General features: G+C 35.2%; 16 protein-coding genes. 9 read left to right on the top strand and 7 right to left on the bottom strand.

The features are described from left to right. Positions 1–18: 18 nt before the first annotated feature. Positions 19–1,680, bottom strand: a complete 1,662-nt coding sequence (gene asnB / locus BUB95_RS08450; RefSeq protein ID WP_073085471.1) for an asparagine synthase B — start codon at positions 1,678–1,680, stop codon at positions 19–21. A 238-nt stretch (positions 1,681–1,918) separates the two neighbouring features. Here asnB and BUB95_RS08445 point away from each other — a divergent pair, with 238 nt between their 5' ends. Further along, a complete protein-coding gene (locus tag BUB95_RS08445; protein WP_073085469.1) occupies positions 1,919–2,458 on the top strand; it encodes a DUF2911 domain-containing protein in 540 nt (179 codons plus the stop codon). A 49-nt stretch (positions 2,459–2,507) separates the two neighbouring features. On the opposite strand, the gene BUB95_RS08440 is transcribed toward BUB95_RS08445, so the two are convergent. Further along, a complete protein-coding gene (locus BUB95_RS08440) occupies positions 2,508–3,140 on the bottom strand; it encodes a 7-carboxy-7-deazaguanine synthase QueE (protein WP_073085467.1) in 633 nt (210 codons plus the stop codon). Positions 3,141–3,183: 43 nt separating this feature from the next. Beyond that, positions 3,184–3,630: a Rid family detoxifying hydrolase gene (locus tag BUB95_RS08435; protein WP_073085465.1), complete on the bottom strand. Its 447-nt coding sequence runs from the start codon at positions 3,628–3,630 to the stop codon at positions 3,184–3,186. 58 nt (positions 3,631–3,688) lie between these two features. Here BUB95_RS08435 and BUB95_RS08430 point away from each other — a divergent pair, with 58 nt between their 5' ends. From BUB95_RS08430 to BUB95_RS08400, 7 genes are all read left to right on the top strand, one after another. Further along, positions 3,689–5,227, top strand: a complete 1,539-nt coding sequence (locus tag BUB95_RS08430) for a helicase HerA-like domain-containing protein (RefSeq protein WP_073085463.1) — start codon at positions 3,689–3,691, stop codon at positions 5,225–5,227. A gap of 10 nt (positions 5,228–5,237) precedes the next feature. Continuing rightward, a complete protein-coding gene (locus tag BUB95_RS08425; protein ID WP_073085461.1) occupies positions 5,238–5,798 on the top strand; it encodes a hypothetical protein in 561 nt (186 codons plus the stop codon). A gap of 10 nt (positions 5,799–5,808) precedes the next feature. Continuing rightward, entirely contained in the window at positions 5,809–6,183 is a 375-nt protein-coding gene (locus BUB95_RS08420; RefSeq protein ID WP_073085459.1) for a cupin domain-containing protein, read from the top strand. A gap of 1 nt (position 6,184) precedes the next feature. Continuing rightward, positions 6,185–7,012 (top strand): alpha/beta fold hydrolase, encoded by an 828-nt coding sequence (locus tag BUB95_RS08415; protein ID WP_073085457.1) that lies wholly within the window; start codon positions 6,185–6,187, stop codon positions 7,010–7,012. Positions 7,013–7,033: 21 nt separating this feature from the next. Beyond that, complete coding sequence (locus BUB95_RS08410; protein ID WP_073085455.1) at positions 7,034–7,801, top strand: pseudouridine synthase; 768 nt, start codon at positions 7,034–7,036, stop codon at positions 7,799–7,801. A gap of 70 nt (positions 7,802–7,871) precedes the next feature. Beyond that, on the top strand, positions 7,872–8,825 hold the full coding sequence (locus BUB95_RS14250) for a YybH family protein (RefSeq protein ID WP_143185580.1): 954 nt from the start codon (positions 7,872–7,874) through the stop codon (positions 8,823–8,825). A gap of 35 nt (positions 8,826–8,860) precedes the next feature. Then, positions 8,861–9,283, top strand: a complete 423-nt coding sequence (locus BUB95_RS08400; protein ID WP_073085453.1) for a VOC family protein — start codon at positions 8,861–8,863, stop codon at positions 9,281–9,283. On the opposite strand, the gene BUB95_RS08395 is transcribed toward BUB95_RS08400, so the two are convergent. The 4 genes from BUB95_RS08395 to BUB95_RS08380 form a co-directional block, all read right to left on the bottom strand. Further along, a complete protein-coding gene (locus BUB95_RS08395; protein ID WP_073085451.1) occupies positions 9,269–9,994 on the bottom strand; it encodes a YwaF family protein in 726 nt (241 codons plus the stop codon). The two genes, BUB95_RS08400 and BUB95_RS08395, sit on opposite strands and share 15 nt — an antisense overlap. A 10-nt stretch (positions 9,995–10,004) precedes the next feature. Next, positions 10,005–10,886: a bifunctional 5,10-methylenetetrahydrofolate dehydrogenase/5,10-methenyltetrahydrofolate cyclohydrolase gene (locus tag BUB95_RS08390; RefSeq protein ID WP_073085449.1), complete on the bottom strand. Its 882-nt coding sequence runs from the start codon at positions 10,884–10,886 to the stop codon at positions 10,005–10,007. Between the two features lie 36 nt (positions 10,887–10,922). After that, a complete protein-coding gene (gene ffh / locus BUB95_RS08385) occupies positions 10,923–12,254 on the bottom strand; it encodes a signal recognition particle protein (RefSeq protein ID WP_073085447.1) in 1,332 nt (443 codons plus the stop codon). A 151-nt stretch (positions 12,255–12,405) separates the two neighbouring features. Beyond that, positions 12,406–14,679, bottom strand: coding sequence for a hypothetical protein (locus BUB95_RS08380; RefSeq protein ID WP_143185579.1), 2,274 nt, complete (start codon positions 14,677–14,679; stop codon positions 12,406–12,408). 98 nt (positions 14,680–14,777) lie between these two features. Here BUB95_RS08380 and BUB95_RS08375 point away from each other — a divergent pair, with 98 nt between their 5' ends. After that, positions 14,778–15,293, top strand: a complete 516-nt coding sequence (locus BUB95_RS08375) for an RNA polymerase sigma factor (protein WP_073085443.1) — start codon at positions 14,778–14,780, stop codon at positions 15,291–15,293. Positions 15,294–15,309: the final 16 nt, after the last annotated feature.

The raw sequence follows: 15,309 nt of genomic DNA, 5'->3' as shown, positions 1-15,309 counted from the left end.
ACTGATATGCTAGTTTAATTAATAGCTATCATCATGCACGTTAGCAATAGCTCTTCCAGATGGTTCATTCATGTTTTTAAAAGCTTCGTCCCATTCTAAAGCTATTGCCGTACTACAAGCCACACTTGCTTCTTGTGGAACGCTTAAAGCCGCTGCATCACTTGGGAAATGCTCTTCAAAAATAGAGCGGTAGTAGAACTCTTCTTTGTTTAATGGTGTGTTTATTGGGAATCTAAACTTAGCATTTGCTAATTGCTCGTCTGTCACTTCTTTATCTACAATTTCTTTCAAGGTATCAATCCAGCTGTAACCAACGCCATCACTAAATTGTTCCTTTTGTCTCCATGCAACGCTTTCTGGTAGCATATCTTCAAAAGCCTTACGGATTACCCATTTTTCCATGCGCTCGCCATTAATCATTTTATCTTTTGGATTGATGCGCATCGCTACATCCATAAATTCTTTGTCCAAAAATGGTACACGACCTTCGATTCCCCAAGCCATTAAACTTTTGTTTGCTCTTAAACAATCGTACATGTGTAATTTGTCTAATTTACGCACAGTTTCTTCATGAAACTCTTGAGCATTTGGTGCTTTATGGAAGTATAAATAGCCTCCAAAAATCTCATCTGCACCTTCACCAGATAACACCATTTTTATTCCCATTGATTTAATAACACGTGCCATTAAATACATTGGTGTCGATGAACGAATGGTAGTAATATCATAAGTTTCGATATTGTATATCACATCTTTTATGGCATCTAATCCTTCTTGAATGGTAAATTTAATTTCGTGATGAACCGTACCAATATGGTCAGCTACTTTTTGAGCAGCTGCTAAATCTGGTGAGCCTTCTAATCCTACAGAGAAACTATGCAATTGTGGCCACCATGCTTTTTCTTTATCGTCTGCCTCGATACGTCTTTCAGAATATTTTTTTGCGATGGCAGAAGTCACTGAAGAATCTAATCCACCTGAAAGCAATACTCCATAAGGCACATCACTCATTAACTGTCTGTGCACGGCATCTTCTAAGGCTTGTTTAACCTCGGCAATACTTGTTTCGTTTTCTTTTACAGCTTCATATTCCGCCCAATCACGCTTGTACCATTTTACCAATTTTCCGTCCGAGCTACTCATGTAATGTCCTGGAGGAAATAATTCAATCTTAGTACAAACACCTTCAAGCGCTTTTAATTCTGAAGCGACGTAAAACGTTCCGTCTTTGTCCCAGCCCATGTATAATGGAATAATTCCCATGTGGTCTCGAGCTATGAAATATTCGTCTTTTTCGACATCATAAATAGCGAAACCGAAAATACCATTCATATCATCAACAAAATCGTGACCTTTTTCTTGGTATAAGGCTAGAATAACTTCACAATCACTTTCAGTTTGAAACTTGTAATCTGGAAATTTAGCACGTAACTCTCTATGGTTATATATTTCACCGTTTGCTGCCAAGATTAATTTTTTATCCGCAGAAAACAAAGGTTGCTTCCCAGAAGCTGGGTCTACAATCGCCAAACGCTCATGCGCCATAATCACTTTTTCATCACTATAAATACCGCTCCAGTCTGGACCACGATGTCTAATAGATTTTGCCATCTCTAAAACCTGAGGTCTTAAATCTTCAGCTTTTTGTTTTATATCGAACGCACATACAATACCGCACATAATCTTTTCTTTTAAATATTATTATGAAGCAAATATGGAATTAAACTTTCATTTATTAAACATAAAAACACTTATTAGTTTCAATATGTAGATAAAAACTATGTAATTAATATAATTTTAAACTTAACTTGATTGATTTTAAACTAATTGCTATCAATCTGTAAATTTTAATACTTTTTTACGACAGATGCCTTTAAATACAACCTAATTTTAGATCTTATTATTTAATAAACCACTTATGAAAAATTTTAGACTACTTACAACCGTTGCTTTTGCTTTTATGATGTTAGTATCATTTAATGCTGAAGCTCAAAAATTTAGAGGCCTAGACAAAAGCCCTATGGATGCTGCCTCAATAGGACGTGGTAACAAACAATTAGCAAAAGTTTACTACAGTAGACCACAACTTAAAGGTAGAACTGTTGGTGAAGACTTAGCGCCTTATGGAAAAGTTTGGAGAACTGGAGCTAATGAAGCTACTCAATTGATATTGAATGTAGATATGAATCTCAACGGAACAAAAATAAAAGCTGGAACATACTCTTTATTCTCTATTCCAGGAGAAAAAGAATGGGAAGTCATTGTTAGTTCTGACCTAAATAACTGGGGAGCTTCTGGATACAAAAAGGAGAATACTGTTGCTAGCATTAAAGTGCCTGTAACTATGGGAGATGAATCTTTAGAAGCATTTTCTATGGCTTTTGAACCTTCTGATGATGGTGTACATTTACATATGGGCTGGGACAAAGTTAGAATTGCAGTGCCTTTTACGAAATAAGAAACATGCTCTTAAAAATAAAAAGCCTTGATTTCTCAAGGCTTTTTATTTATGGTATATTCAAATATTTATGCGTCTGTAGGCTGACTTTCCATTTAGGATTAGCCATAACGTAATCTACAATTTGTGGCATCATTTTGTCGCGTTTAGACCATTCTGGCTGTAAATACAAAATACAATCTTTATTGACTTGTGCTGCTTGTTCTTCAGCAAATCTAAAATCGTCTTTGTTATAGATAATACATTTTAGCTCATGAGCCTTCGCAAATACTTCTTCCGTTGGTAGTTTATTCTTTTTTGGAGATAAACAAATCCAATCCCAATCACCACTTAACTTGTAAGCGCCAGAGGTCTCAATATGCGTTTGTACACCTTTGGCTTTTAATTGTTCTGTTAACGGATTCATATCCCACATCAAAGGCTCACCTCCAGTAACTACAATGGTGTTGCTATACTTTACAGCATTTTCAACAATTTTTTCGGTTTCTGTCGGAGGATGTAATTCGGCTAACCAACTTTCTTTAACGTCACACCAATGGCACCCAACATCACAACCACCAATACGCACAAAATAAGCAGCAGTGCCTTTGTGATAACCTTCACCTTGAATGGTGTAAAATTCTTCCATCAAAGGCAAAAGCAATCCCTTGTCAATCAATTCTTGTCGTTCTCTTCTCGTCATAGCGGACAAAGATAGTTTAAATGTTTAAAGTTGGAAGATAAAATTACTTCGCCGCAATAACATCAATCTCAATGCTTGCTCCACCAGCAAGACCAGCTGCTGCAAAAGTTGTTCGTGCAGGTTTATTAGTAAAGTATTGTGTGTAAACTGAATTGAATGCTTTAAAATCATTAATATCCTTCAAAATAACAGTGCATTTTACCACATTATCTAAAGTCAAATTGTGTTGTTTTAGCACATCTTTGATATTTAAAATCACCTGTTTGGTTTCTACCTCGATGCCGCCTTCAACTAATTTACCAGCTTTATGGTCTTTTCCTATTTGCCCAGTTAAAAAGAGTAAATCTTCAGTTTCTACAGCATCACTAAATGGAACATTAACACGACTTGGCTCGTGAGACTTATGGAAAAGTATTTCGGATTTTGAATCGTTACAAGAAAAATTCAGCATCATAAGAGAGAGACATAAAACATAAATATATTTTGACATGATTTTGATGTTTTTAACTTGATTAAAATTACAGTATTTTTATAAAAATTTTGAGATAATGAGCAACAAAGACACTTTTATTAAACATATAAACGACGGCAATACTTTTAAAGGCGACTACATCACGCTTGGCGCGGCAATGCTTGAAGGCGAAACCATGACTAATGCCTTTGTAAATGTTCCTTTAAAAACCATGAACCGTCACGGTTTAATTGCCGGTGCAACAGGTACAGGAAAAACAAAAACACTTCAGGTTTTAGCCGAAAATTTATCCGAAAAAGGAATCCCTGTATTGCTTATGGATATTAAAGGCGATTTAAGTGGTTTGGCACAACCAAGTCCTGGGCATCCAAAAATTGATGAGCGCCACGAAAAAATCGGATTACCGTTCGATGCTAAAAAATTCCCAGTGGAAATTATGACGCTTTCCGAGCAAGATGGTGTGCGCTTACGTGCTACTATTAGTGAGTTTGGTCCAGTATTAATTTCAAGAATTTTAGATGTTACCGAAACTCAAGCGGGAATTATCTCAGTAATTTTCAAATATTGTGATGACAACCAATTACCACTTTTAGACATTAAAGATTTCAAAAAAATTCTACAATATGCTACAGGCGAAGGCAAAAAGGAATTTGAAGAAGCTTACGGGCGTATTTCCACTGCTTCGACTGGCGCTATCTTGAGAAAGCTTATTGAAATTGAACAACAAGGTGGCGACCTCTTTTTTGGCGAAACGTCTTTTGACACTCAGGATTTACTGCGTATTGATGAGAATGGGCGTGGTTACATTAATATTATTCGTTTGACGGATATACAAGATAAACCGAAATTATTTTCGACATTCATGTTGAGTTTACTGGCCGAAATTTATTCCACATTCCCTGAGCAAGGTGATAGCGGTCGACCAGAATTGATTATGTTTATTGACGAAGCACATTTAATATTTAATGAAGCCTCGGATGCGCTTTTAAATCAGATTGAAAGTATTGTAAAACTCATCCGTAGTAAAGGTGTTGGCTTATATTTTGTGACGCAAAATCCTACTGATGTTCCAGAATCTGTTTTGGGACAATTAGGTTTAAAGGTGCAACATGCGCTAAGAGCATTTACAGCCAAAGACCGAAAAGCCATTAAACTGACTGCACAAAACTATCCGGACACAGACTATTACGATACAGCCGAAGTACTAACTTCTCTCGGGATTGGTGAAGCTCTAGTCTCTGCCTTAAACGAAAAAGGAAAGCCGACGCCATTAGCCGCCACTATGATGCGTGCACCAATGAGCCGAATGGACATTTTAACTGAGTCTGAATTAGGTAAATTACTCTCAGACTCAGAACTAGCAAAAAAATACAATAAGGAGATTGACCGTGAGAGCGCCTACGAAATGCTCAATGAAAAAATAAAGCAAGCTGAGGCTGAAGAAGCTAAAGAAAAGGCTAAAGCAGAAAAAGAAGCACTTAAAAAAGCAGAATCTAAACGAAAAACATCGACAAGCCGAAGACGTTCTTCTAGACAGAATCCTTTACTTAAGGTTTTAACGAGTCCAACAGTAATTAGAAGCGTACTTGGGATTTTGACCAAAATGATGCGATAACATATAAATAATGGCAAAGCGTTTTGCATTTCACTTTATTCTATTTGTTATTATATTCGGTTGTAACGGAAATGCTGAAAAAGAAGATACGCGACAGTTTCTCATTGGTAAAAACTTTGTTGGTTACGTCACAGATTCTACACAAGTAAAAGACTTAAAATTAATTTTTAAAAACGACTCCATTTTTAACTATGAGGAAGACGATAGCTTTATAGGTGGTATAAATCCAATTGGTATTTATTCTAAATCTGGTGCTCTTTTACTTCACATTTTCCCCAACGACGCTCACGATTCAACATCCACTATTAATTATATTCATATTAAAAATTCAATTTATAAGACAGCTATGAATATTTCAGTTAATAGTTATTTTAAAGATATCAAATCAACCTATACTATTTCAGAGATTAAAAATGAAATGAACTATATCGAAGTCTATGTTGATAGTTTAAAATCTATCTTTGCATTTCGTAAATTAGGGTCACTTAAAGATTTTGATTTCGGAACTGAAATTAATCAAAACCAAATCCCAGATTCAACTTCAATTGATTACTATATAAAGTACTTTTAAATAAAGACAAATGTCCAATTCAAAAAAATATACCATTCAAAATTCACCTTTTATAGTTCCAACAAACGATGGTAAAATTATAAAGGAGCATTTTGGTAATGCCACAGACGGAAATACTGAAATTAGTATTGCACATATGATTGCACCTTCAGGTTGGTCTGAGCCTTTTCAAACTCCAGAATTTGATGAATATACCTTCATTATAAAAGGAAAAAAGCAATTTATTATTGACGGTGAAACCGTAATTTTGGAAGCTGGTCAGTCGATAAAAGTAGAAAAGAATACGAGACTACAATACTCAAATCCTTTTACAGAACCTTGCGAATATTTAGCCATATGTCTACCTGCTTTTTCGATAGACTCCGTAAATAGAGAAGCCCAATAGTATGAGTAGTTTTGTTATTAAATCTATTGGAAACGCCCTTAATGCAACGAGTTATATTTCTCCTAAATATGCTTCAAATAAGGCTTTACAACTCTTTGCAACGCCGAGAAAAGGGAGTTATACTGATGCACAAAAAGCTATAATAGAAGACGCTGAGCAAAGCTCTTTTTCTTATAAAAACCTTTCTATATCTGTGTACAATTGGAAAGGTAAAGGCAAAACTCTTTTACTTGCTCATGGCTGGGAGAGCAATGCCTCCAGATGGAATTATCTACTAAACGATTTAAAATCTCAAGACTATAATATTGTAGCACTAGATGCTCCTGCGCACGGAAACTCAGAAGGTAAACAATTTAATGCTGTTTTATATTCAGAATTTATAAATGTGGTTGCTAAAGCTTTTCAGCCAGAAGTTTTTATTGGACATTCTGTAGGCGGAATGGCAAGTATATTCTGTTTGCATAATCACGATTTACCTTCTGTTAAAAAACTTATCACTTTAGGAGCTCCGGCACATTTTACTGGTGTATTTAGCAGATACAAGCAAATGATGGGCTACAACAAGCGTATTTCAAATGGATTAGACAATATTGTATTAGAACGCTTTGGGCAGAAAACAGATTATTTTTCAGCAGCTAATTTTACCAAAAATTTTGAAGTTGAAGGCTTGATTATCCATGATAAAAAAGATAAAATCATCCCATACGAGGATGCTTTATTATTTACCAATCGTTATAAAAAAGGTGAATTGCTCACCACAGTAGGTTTTGGACATGGATTAAAAGACAAATCAATTACGCCAAAGCTAATTGAGTTTATTAATCGCTAATCTTTATTGTACTTTTGCAGCATGTCTGATTACTTAAAACGACTTAATAAATTTCTTAGTGAAGCTGGCTATTGCTCACGTCGCGAAGCTGACCGCCTTATCGATGCGGGACGAGTGACCATTAATGATGCTGTACCAGAAATGGGAACTAAAGTCGCTCCAGAGGATGTTGTAAAAGTTGATGGCGAAATTATTGGTGAACGCAAAAAAGACTTTACCTACTTAGCATTTAACAAACCTGTTGGTATTGTTTGTACTACAGATACGCGTGTTGAGAAAGATAATATCATAGATTTTATAGGATATCACAAACGGATTTTCCCAATTGGAAGATTGGATAAACCAAGTGAAGGGTTAATCTTACTTACCGATGATGGAGATATCGTTAACAAAATTCTTCGTGCTAGTAATAATCACGAAAAAGAATATATAGTTACTGTAGACCGACCTATATCTCAAACATTTATTGAGCGTATGTCTGGAGGCATCTACATAAAAGAACTTGAACAGAAAACAAAGAAATGTAAAGTAAGGCGTATAGATAAATATACCTTTAGCATTATACTTACTCAAGGCTTAAACCGACAAATACGTCGTATGTGCGATTACTTAAATTATGAGGTGCTAACCCTAAAGCGTATCCGCATAATGAATATTGAGCTTGATGTCCCTGTTGGAAAATACCGTGAACTCACTAAAGATGAGTTTAAAAAATTGAGCGATTTGATTAGTGACTCTAAAAAAACTTTTGAAGAAAGAAGAGAAACACCTAGACGCCAGAGACGTTAATTAATTCCTAATTCCACGAAGTTTTGTGTAATGATTTCTAAATTTAGTTGATAATCAATCAATTCAACTAATGAAATCACTTTTATTTTTCGCTTTAACCGTATTTTCTATTTTTAGCTTTTCTCAAAACAATTATTCAGTATCAGACAGCTATCCCTACGGTTTACCTAACCCTGAAGCACCAGAACAAATTAAAGACTTTGATGGTTTAATAGGCAAGTGTAACTGCAAATCTATGACACGAAACCAAAACCAATCTTGGGCAGAACCTGTTGATATGACTTGGGAATGGAAATATATTATGAATGGAATGGCTGTACAAGACGAAACCATAAAATCGGATGGCGGCCACTCCGGAAGCATACGACAGTTTATTGCCGACAGTAGCAAATGGTATGTACACTACTACTCTTCTAACGGACCTACAACAAAACTACCCACATGGGAAGGCACAAAAAAGGAAAATGGAAATATAGTATTGTACAGAGACCAAAAAGCACCCAATGGCATGGAAGGTTTTTATAGATTAACTTTCTATGACATCAGTAATTCTGGATATAAATGGATTGGTGAATGGGTAGATAGAACTGAGAAAATCACTTTTCCTACTTGGAAAATTGAATGCACCCGAGACTCTAAAACAAAGTCAGATTTAGATATTATAAAAGAAAACACCTTAGCCTTTTCTAGAGCCTACATGGATGGAGATATTGACGGTTTAGTGAATATGTATACTGAGGATGGTAAAATTTTTCCAAATAATTTAAATATTCTCTCAGGAAAAACCGAATTAAAAAAATATTGGAACTTGCCAGAGGACACAAAAATCCTTCACCATAAAGTGACTCCTAGTGAAGTGAAGATTGAAAATGACACTGCTTATGATTATGGTTACTACGAAGGGAAGACTTTGACAAAAGACAAAAAAGAAGTGCAATGGCAAGGTAAATACATTATCATATGGAAAAAAGTAAATGGAGATTGGAAAATTTACCTAGATATTTGGAATAACGTAAGAGACTAATCATTAATTTTATAAAATTAATTTTAGTATTCAATATGTCCACGCTTTCTCCTTTTCACCTAGCCATTCCTGTTCATGACTTAGAATTATGTCGTAATTTTTATACGAATACTTTAAACTTTGAGGAAGGTAGAAGTAGTAATCATTGGGTAGATTACAATTTCTTTGGACATCAATTGGTTATTCACCTCAGCGATAAAAAATCTGTAGAAGCACCAACCAACGCTGTCGATGGAAAAGATGTTCCTGTGCCTCATTTTGGTGTGGTTTTGCCTTGGGACAATTTTAATGAGTTTGCAGAACTTTTGAAATCTAGAAATATCAAATTTATAATTGAGCCTTACATAAGGTTTGAAGGCTTGGTAGGGGAACAAGCTACTATGTTTTTTAAAGACCCTGCAGGTAATGCTCTAGAGTTTAAAGCCTTTAAGGATATAAATCAACTATTTGCTAAGTGATTTCTTCCTAGCCTTTTTATTTAAAAAATGAAAGGGCAAATAGATTAAGAGTAAATAAGGAATAACCATCAACTCTACTTCTAAAATATAATAAGGCCATTCATCCAGATAGTCTAGCAAAGATGCTGAGTTAGGTTTACGATTTAGATATGAATAATTTGAGCCTAATATCGCATTTAAAATCATCATAACAATTATGTAACCTTGAAGTATGATGAGAGATTTAAAAACACTAGTAAACTTTGGCCTCATCTTAAGTACTACTGTTGCATAGGCAATAATGGTCAGTAATCCCATATGTACTATCCAATACCTAAAATAATTTGGGTTTGGGAAACCATCGGGAATATCTGGTGTTATAATTCCATGTGTTGTACCCCCAATTATCCAAAAGAATAAGATTTCGTACATCCAATATTTTCTTTTAAAAGTGAAAATAGGAACTACCAAAGCCATAAAACTGCATAAGAATAAAGGCAAATCTGTTCGGAAATTATAATCGCCTTCATAGATTTTGAAAACATGATAAGATATAAGACCCAAAAACACAGTAACTCCAAGGCCTTGAAATACGACAACCTTGTATTTATAGCTTAATTTGTATCTCGAAAAAATTATTAAAACTGTTGCAAAAAGTACAGCAAAGCCTATGGGAAGTAAATGCTCTTTACTCCCAATTCTGACTGAATCTAAGATGAGTGAATACAACACAAAGAGCCAACTATTTGTTAAGTCTATGCTGCTCTCTCGCCAACAACGTGTTTTTTAGCAGCATGGCAATTGTCATTGGACCTACACCACCAGGAACTGGTGTAATAAAGCTCGCTTTTTTACTTACGTTTTCAAAGTCTACATCACCGGTTATGTAATATCCTTTTTCAGAATCATCTGGTACTCGAGTTATCCCTACATCAATAATTACAGCATCGTCTTTAACCATTTCTGCTTTTAAGAACATCGGTACTCCTAAAGCAGAAATTATAATATCTGCTTGTGAGGTAATCTGGGTGATATTTTTAGTATGGCTATGCGTTAAGGTCACTGTAGAATTTCCTGGAAACCCTTTACGTCCCATTAAAATACTCATTGGGCGACCAACAATATGAGAACGACCAATAACAACCGTATGCTTTCCTTTGGTTTCTACACCATAACGGTCTAACAATTCTAAAATACCAAATGGGGTTGCCGGAATAAATGTTGACATATCTAATGCCATTTTTCCAAAGTTTGTTGGGTGAAAACCATCAACATCCTTGTCTGGATGAACTGCCATTAAAACTTTTTGAGTATTTATCTGTGGTGGTAAAGGTAATTGAATAATAAAACCGTCGATATTATCGTCATTGTTTAATTCTTCAATTTTATCTAGAAGTTCAATTTCACTAGTCGTATTAGACATACGTACCATTGTAGACTCAAAACCAACACGCTCACATGCACGAACTTTACTGCCAACATAAGTTAAACTTGCACCATCGTTACCAACAATTACAGCTGCAAGATGTGGTACTTTTTCACCATCGGCTTTCATTTTATCAACTTCGGCCTGGATTTCGTTTTTTATGTCGTTACTGGTTTTTCTTCCGTCTAAAATTGTCATGTTGTTGTATTGTTGGTTGTTGTTGTAAGTGTTGTATTAGCGTGGCATGTTCTTCATCATTTGCATCATACGCTTTCCGCCACCGCCTTGCATCATCTTCATCATTTTACTCATTTGCGTAAACTGCTTTAATAATTGGTTGACTTCTTGTACTGAGGTACCAGAACCTTTTGCTATTCTTTTTTTACGACTTGCATTCATTAATCCTGGATTAGAACGTTCAGTCGGTGTCATGGAATGTATAATAGCTTCGATGCCTTTAAATGCATCATCATCAATATCTACGTCTTTCATCATTTTTCCAGCACCAGGTATCATCCCAATCAAATCCTTCATGTTACCCATTTTCTTGATTTGTTGAATCTGCTTTAAGAAATCATCAAACCCGAACTGGTTTTTTGCAATCTTCTTCTGAAGCTTTCTCGCTTCCTCTTCGTCAAATTGCTCTTGAGCACGCTCTACAAGAGAAACCACATCTCCCATCCCTAAAATACGGTCTGCCATACGTGAAGGATAGAATACATCAATTGCTTCCATCTTTTCGCCTGTACCAATAAACTTAATTGGCTTATTAACTACAGACTTAATAGAAATCGCCGCACCGCCTCTTGTATCACCATCTAATTTGGTAAGAATAACGCCATCAAAATTTAAGATATCATTGAAAGCCTTAGCCGTATTAACAGCATCTTGACCCGTCATAGAATCTACAACAAACAATGTTTCTTGTGGCTCTATAGCTTTATGGATATTAGATATCTCCGTCATCATAGCTTCATCAACAGCCAAACGACCAGCGGTATCTATGATTACTACATTATGTCCATTAGCTTTTGCATGAGCAATACCAGCTTTTGAAATAGCTACTGGGTCATTATTTCCTCTATCACTAAACACCTCAACGCCTATCTGCTCTCCAACAACATGCAATTGATCTATCGCCGCAGGACGATAAACATCACATGCTACTAATAAAGGTTTTTTTGTTTTTTTGTTTTTAAGATAGTTAGCAAGCTTACCTGAAAAAGTCGTTTTACCAGAACCTTGCAAACCAGACATTAAAATAACACTTGGATTACCAGAAAGGTTAATGCCTTCTGCATCGCCACCCATAAGTTCGGTGAGCTCGTCCTTAACGATTTTAACCATTAACTGTCCTGGCTGAAGTGTTGTTAAAACGTTTTGTCCTAATGCTTTTTCTTTTACTTTATTGGTAAACTCTTTTGCTATCTTAAAGTTAACATCGGCATCTAAAAGCGCTCGTCTTACTTCTTTAAGTGTCTCGGCAACATTTACTTCTGTAATGCTACCATGACCTTTTAAAACGTGTAACGCTTTATCTAACTTATCACTTAAATTATTGAACATAATCTCTATTGGTATTTAACAAGTGGCAAATTTAAGAATTTACAATAGATAAATGAAGTTGTTATTGCTAAATAAACACAAAAAGAGTCGCTGTAAAAGCGACTCTTTTCAAACTACAAACTAAAAGCCTGTAAGCGGTATATTTTTCTTTTTATTCACATACTCTATCTAAAGTCATTTGATCACTATCTCTGTGGAAAATTAATTGTTCTGCCGTACATTCTACAACCGTCCAGTTACCAACAATCGATTGAATATCTGGCGCAGAAATACCATCGAAAAGCACATCAACTCCACCATCATTATTTGTGGATGTAGACCATGTACCTGTTACCGTTTCATCATTTTCAGTATTTGTAATTATTAGCTCTTGACCATCGTTGAAATCTAATCTGTAAGTAATTAAATTATCATCTCCATTAAGCTCTACAACTTTCCACTTACAAGCCATTAAGATACCATCTACATCGCCTTCAGTACACGAGCCTGATGTACAATCTTCTAATTTCAGACTTAGCTCAAATACTTCAAAATCATCTCCTACCTCTACTCTAACGTAAATGGTTTGCGGAGCGCTTGTATTTATAAAAGACTCTGGGTTTGCTATAGGGCTTGCATTAGCTTCTGCATCTGCTAATGATGTATGATAGCTTACTGAATCTGCAAATGGTGTACAGTTGGCATAGGCTAATGTTAAGTTAAATGTTTCATATCCGTCATTACCTTCATCACACAACTCAATCACAGCGTCAAAACTATCGAAGCAGTCAAAAGGATTAGGCTCGCTACAATCTTCTACGATTAACTTAACTGTATAAATTAAATTTTCATCTGGGTTACTAAACAATGCCACTTTTACATACACAGTCTGAGGATTTGTGATATTTGTATAAGCTGTCGCTCCTTCTAAATAATCTGAGTCATTTTGAGCACCTTCTAAACTGGTATGGAATGAAATTATAACTGGTGTTTCATTATTACATGCTGGTACAGCTTCATAGATATTAAATACTGCAAATCCATCACCATTGTCATCACACTTTTCTAACTCTACGCCTTCTTCTGGATAACAATCAAAAGGATTTTCGTCATCAAAACATTCTTGCTCTAAATGAAGCACAACATCTCCCATTACTAGACCAAAGAAACCTTCATCACATTCTGTAACTTCCCATACTCCTGAAAGCACTTCATAATCTCCAGTAAGATTTAATACTAATGTCAATGTGTCTGAATCAACACCAACATTCCAAGTTCCTATTTCAACAAACTCACCACTAGTGTATACTTTTACGTTTCCATCTTCGGTAAATACAAACTTATTATCTAAATCGCCGATAACACTAGAACCAGCAAACCAATAGCATTCAACTAGCTCATCAGTTAAGTCTTCTGCGTCACAATCTAAATCATTTTCGCAATAACGCTCTAATTCTATTTCCAAATCGCCTCTTACAATTTCAATTTCATCTTCATCACAATCTGTAATTAACCACTCTCCACCTAAATCGTCTTGAAAAGCAGAAAGCTCAGTTATAACTAAATAGGTTCCGTTATCAGTCTCTATAACTGTCCAATTTCCAGTAACAGGTTCTGCTAAATCTCCACCATTAATTTCTAAAGTAAAGTCATCGTTAAATGTTGCAATAAGACCATCAAAGTCGTTGAGATTATCATCAAATTTCCAGACACATTCTTTTAATGAAGCTTTAACCTCATCAACATCACAGTTTTCATAATCGTCATCATCACAATCGTCTCCTACAGCTTCTATAGCATTAGACAATTCTTCGTTAGAGTTTACCGTAATTGTTTCTCCATCTGCATACACTAAGGTTACAGGGAAATTTAACGCAACGAGGTTAACTTGGTCATCATCTAAATCTTCTAAAAAGTCATGTAGGGCTTCATTACTTTCTATGGTTACTGTATCTATGATAACAAAATCTGAATTTAAAACTGAAAAGGAAATTGGGTATACAAAATCCACACATTCTATAACATCTGGGTCTTCAATACAGTTTTCCAAAATATTTTCGAGCTGTTCTTGATTTTCGATAACTTGCTCTGTATAATCTGAAGAAATTACAGTTATAGGAAAAACAAATTCAGGAATTTCACCCTCAAATTCCTCTAACAATTCTTCTAATTCTTCTAGACCTTCTTCGTTTTCGATAATAATAGTAATATTACCAACTATAACAGTTACGGGTAACTCTACTGAGAAACAGTCTGAATTATCTATAACATTATCTTCTGAAACGGCATTTGCTGATGTACGGAGCATTAAGTTAGATAAAGCCGAATTAGCAGCGATGGTTTGCTGCTCGTTTGGATTATTTATCTGAATAGCTTCATCTTGACATGAGGCAAAAAAGAGCATTGCGAAACATAGTAAAAAGTAGGATTTAATGTAGGATTTCATGATTATTGGTTTTAGTAATTTCTTATAAAACAACTGAATTTATTTTATTCCTACCCTAAGTACTATTTTTTTTTAAATTTACGACAATTGAAGTGCTTATGACCAATCCAATACACCAGAATAGTTGTGAAGAACATGTGTTTTCTGCGCTCTTTAAAAAGCACTCTAAAAACCTTCATGATTTCTTATATTATAAATTTGGAAGTCAACTCAATCCTAAAGACAAAGTACAAGACGCTTTTATAAAGCTTTGGGACAACTGCGCTAAAGTGCCTCCAGAAAAAGCCAAAAGTTTTTTATTCACTACAGCAAATAACTTAATGCTCAATGCTGTTGCACACCAAAAAGTAGTGCTGAGACATCAGCAAAAACCTCAAAAGAAGAGTACTAATGAATCTCCTGAATTTGTATTGGAAGAAAAACAATACAGTGAGAAGCTTCAAAAAGCACTAGAAAACCTAACCGAAGCGCAACGTGTTGCATTTTTAATGAACCGAGCTGAAGGCAAGCGCTTTAAAGAAATTGCCGAACTTCTAGATATATCGGTTAAGGCTGTTGAAAAACGTATTTATGGGGCATTAAAAAAATTAAGAGAAGATATTGAAGAACTTTAGGTAGGGGATTTTACAA

Source organism: Winogradskyella jejuensis, assembly GCF_900129745.1.
GTDB classification, from domain to species: domain Bacteria; phylum Bacteroidota; class Bacteroidia; order Flavobacteriales; family Flavobacteriaceae; genus Winogradskyella; species Winogradskyella jejuensis.
Note: the sequence above shows the minus strand (reverse complement) of the source record. Positions and strands in the feature narration are given on the sequence as shown.

Bases quoted from the DNA above. Each gene is read 5' to 3' on its own strand.
- asnB (WP_073085471.1), bottom strand. From the start codon at position 1,680: ATGTGCGGTATTGTATGTGCGTTCGATATAAAACAAAAAGCTGAAGAT.
- BUB95_RS08445 (WP_073085469.1), top strand. From the start codon at position 1,919: ATGAAAAATTTTAGACTACTTACAACCGTTGCTTTTGCTTTTATGATG.
- BUB95_RS08440 (WP_073085467.1), bottom strand. From the start codon at position 3,140: ATGACGAGAAGAGAACGACAAGAATTGATTGACAAGGGATTGCTTTTG.
- BUB95_RS08435 (WP_073085465.1), bottom strand. From the start codon at position 3,630: ATGTCAAAATATATTTATGTTTTATGTCTCTCTCTTATGATGCTGAAT.
- BUB95_RS08430 (WP_073085463.1), top strand. From the start codon at position 3,689: ATGAGCAACAAAGACACTTTTATTAAACATATAAACGACGGCAATACT.
- BUB95_RS08425 (WP_073085461.1), top strand. From the start codon at position 5,238: ATGGCAAAGCGTTTTGCATTTCACTTTATTCTATTTGTTATTATATTC.
- BUB95_RS08420 (WP_073085459.1), top strand. From the start codon at position 5,809: ATGTCCAATTCAAAAAAATATACCATTCAAAATTCACCTTTTATAGTT.
- BUB95_RS08415 (WP_073085457.1), top strand. From the start codon at position 6,185: ATGAGTAGTTTTGTTATTAAATCTATTGGAAACGCCCTTAATGCAACG.
- BUB95_RS08410 (WP_073085455.1), top strand. From the start codon at position 7,034: ATGTCTGATTACTTAAAACGACTTAATAAATTTCTTAGTGAAGCTGGC.
- BUB95_RS14250 (WP_143185580.1), top strand. From the start codon at position 7,872: ATGAAATCACTTTTATTTTTCGCTTTAACCGTATTTTCTATTTTTAGC.
- BUB95_RS08400 (WP_073085453.1), top strand. From the start codon at position 8,861: ATGTCCACGCTTTCTCCTTTTCACCTAGCCATTCCTGTTCATGACTTA.
- BUB95_RS08390 (WP_073085449.1), bottom strand. From the start codon at position 10,886: ATGACAATTTTAGACGGAAGAAAAACCAGTAACGACATAAAAAACGAA.
- ffh (WP_073085447.1), bottom strand. From the start codon at position 12,254: ATGTTCAATAATTTAAGTGATAAGTTAGATAAAGCGTTACACGTTTTA.
- BUB95_RS08380 (WP_143185579.1), bottom strand. From the start codon at position 14,679: ATGAAATCCTACATTAAATCCTACTTTTTACTATGTTTCGCAATGCTC.
- BUB95_RS08375 (WP_073085443.1), top strand. From the start codon at position 14,778: ATGACCAATCCAATACACCAGAATAGTTGTGAAGAACATGTGTTTTCT.